The 1,920-nt window shown below is 70.4% G+C and carries 3 protein-coding genes; 2 read left to right on the plus strand and 1 reads right to left on the minus strand.

What is annotated here, in order from left to right; genetic code table 11:
• Positions 1 to 20: 20 nt before the first annotated feature.
• On the minus strand, positions 21 to 305 hold the full coding sequence (locus ACT4N8_RS08340; protein WP_444857673.1) for a hypothetical protein: 285 nt from the start codon (positions 303 to 305) through the stop codon (positions 21 to 23).
• Positions 306 to 488: 183 nt separating this feature from the next.
• Here ACT4N8_RS08340 and ACT4N8_RS08345 point away from each other — a divergent pair, with 183 nt between their 5' ends.
• Both ACT4N8_RS08345 and ACT4N8_RS08350 read left to right on the plus strand, forming a co-directional pair.
• Positions 489 to 1,250 (plus strand): PP2C family protein-serine/threonine phosphatase, encoded by a 762-nt coding sequence (locus tag ACT4N8_RS08345; protein ID WP_444857674.1) that lies wholly within the window; start codon positions 489 to 491, stop codon positions 1,248 to 1,250.
• Positions 1,247 to 1,920 (plus strand): protein kinase domain-containing protein (locus ACT4N8_RS08350; RefSeq protein ID WP_444857675.1); only part of this gene is annotated, 674 nt, incomplete at its 3' end. The genes ACT4N8_RS08345 and ACT4N8_RS08350, both read left to right, overlap by 4 nt.

The following is a 1,920-nucleotide window of genomic DNA, read 5'->3' on the forward strand; positions in this document are numbered from 1 at the left end:
GGCCCGCGTCGCGATGTGGTCTACTGGCCGCCCTCGGCCGGCTTGTCGCCGCCGGCAGCCGCGGCGTCGCCGCCCTCGGCCGCCGGGGCCTCGCCGCCTTCGGCCGGCGCGGCCGCGGCGCCATCGGCGGGCTTGGCTTCGTTGCCGTCGGCCGATGCATTGGCATCGACCGGTGCCGCGCCGTTGGCGTCGGCGGGCGCGGCTACATTGGCGTCGGCGGCATTGTTGCCGGCCTCGCCGCCGCGGTCGCAGGCGGCCAGCGCCAGCATCGCGGTCGCGCCGAGAAGAATAACGGTCGGTCTCATGTTTCCCATCCCCGTGGTGTTCAAAGGAGGCGGGACCTTAAACCGGCGGCGGCGAAAGGGAAGCGGAATATCGGACGCTTTATCGGGCGGGCATCCTGTGCTTAGATGCCACACTTCCAGCGAGGGGGCGCGAGTGCCGACAGCGAAGCATCCGGACGCCACGGGCGAGCGCAGGGCCGACAGGTGAACTTCGCCCCGTTCCGGATCGAAAGCGGGGCGCGGACCCATGAAGGGCGCGTGCGCGACCATAATGAGGACAGCTTCTGCGCTCGAGAGGACGAGGGGCTGTGGGCGGTCGCCGACGGCATGGGCGGCCACGAAGGCGGCGAATGGGCCTCGGCCCGGATCGCCGAGCGGCTCGGCGAGGCCGAGCTTCCCGCCGAATTCGATGCCGCCACTGACGTGATCGCCGAGGCGATCCGCGCCGCCAACCGACTGATCCTCGCCGAGGCCCGCCAGCGCCAGCGCCAGATGGGCTCGACCGTGGTCACCCTGCTGGTGCGCGACGAGCGCTACGCGGTGCAATGGGTCGGCGACAGCCGCGCCTACCTGCTGCGCGACGGCGAGCTCATCCAGCTCAGCCGCGACCACACCCAGGTGCAGGAGATGGTCGATCGGGGAATCATGCGTCCGGAGGATGCGATCGGGCACCCGATGGGGCATATCCTTTCGCGCGCGGTCGGCGTCCGCGACGAAGTCGAGGTCTCGATGGCGACCGGCGAGGTCGTGCCCGGCGACGTCTTCCTGCTCTGCTCGGACGGCCTTCACGGCTATGTCGACGAGGCCGACATCACCCGCTTGCTTTCGCGCGGCTCGCCCGAGCGCGCCAGCGAGGATCTGGTCGAGGCGACCCTCGCCAACGGCGCGCCCGACAATGTCACCGTGATCGCGATCTGGGCGAGCGATCCGACCCTTCTTTCACTTCCGGATTCGGTGGGCACATGAACGACGACAAGGACAAGAAGCCGCCCGAAGAGGGTGAGGAGCGGACCGTGTTCATGCCGTCCGGCGGGGCCGAGCCTGACGAACCAGCCGCGCCCGCGGACGAGACTCCGGTCGAGGCTTCAGCCGAGCCGGAAGTGCCGATCGAACCCGAGGCCCCCGCCGCAGAAGCGCCAGCCGAGCCCGAGGCGCCCGCGGCGGAAGCCGAGGCTCCCGCCCCCGAAACACCGGCCGAGCCAGCCGCCGAAACCAGCGCGGGCGCGACGAGCGTCGGCACCCAGACCGCCTTCGTCGCGCGCGAGGCGCAGAAGATCCAGGTCGGCGACGTCCTCAACCACATTTTCGAGGTGAAGCGCTTCCTCGCCCGCGGCGGCATGGGCGAGGTGTTCGAGGGCTGCAACGTCAACACCGACGAGCGCGTCGCGATCAAGGTCATGCTGCCGGCAATGGCGGCGGACGAGAAGGTCGTCGCGATGTTCCGCAAGGAGGCGCGCACGCTCACCAAGCTGCAGCACGAGGCGCTAGTCTCCTACCGCGTGCTCGCGCAGGAGCCGCAGCTGGGCGTGCTCTACATCGTCACCGAATTCATCGAAGGCACCGAGCTCGCCGACGTGCTCGGCAAGGTCGAGCGCACGCCCGAGGAGCTGGCGGGCCTCCTGAGGCGGCTCGCCTC

Origin of the sequence: Sphingosinicella sp., assembly GCF_052387495.1 — a bacterium.
Lineage (GTDB): Bacteria > Pseudomonadota > Alphaproteobacteria > Sphingomonadales > Sphingomonadaceae > Allosphingosinicella.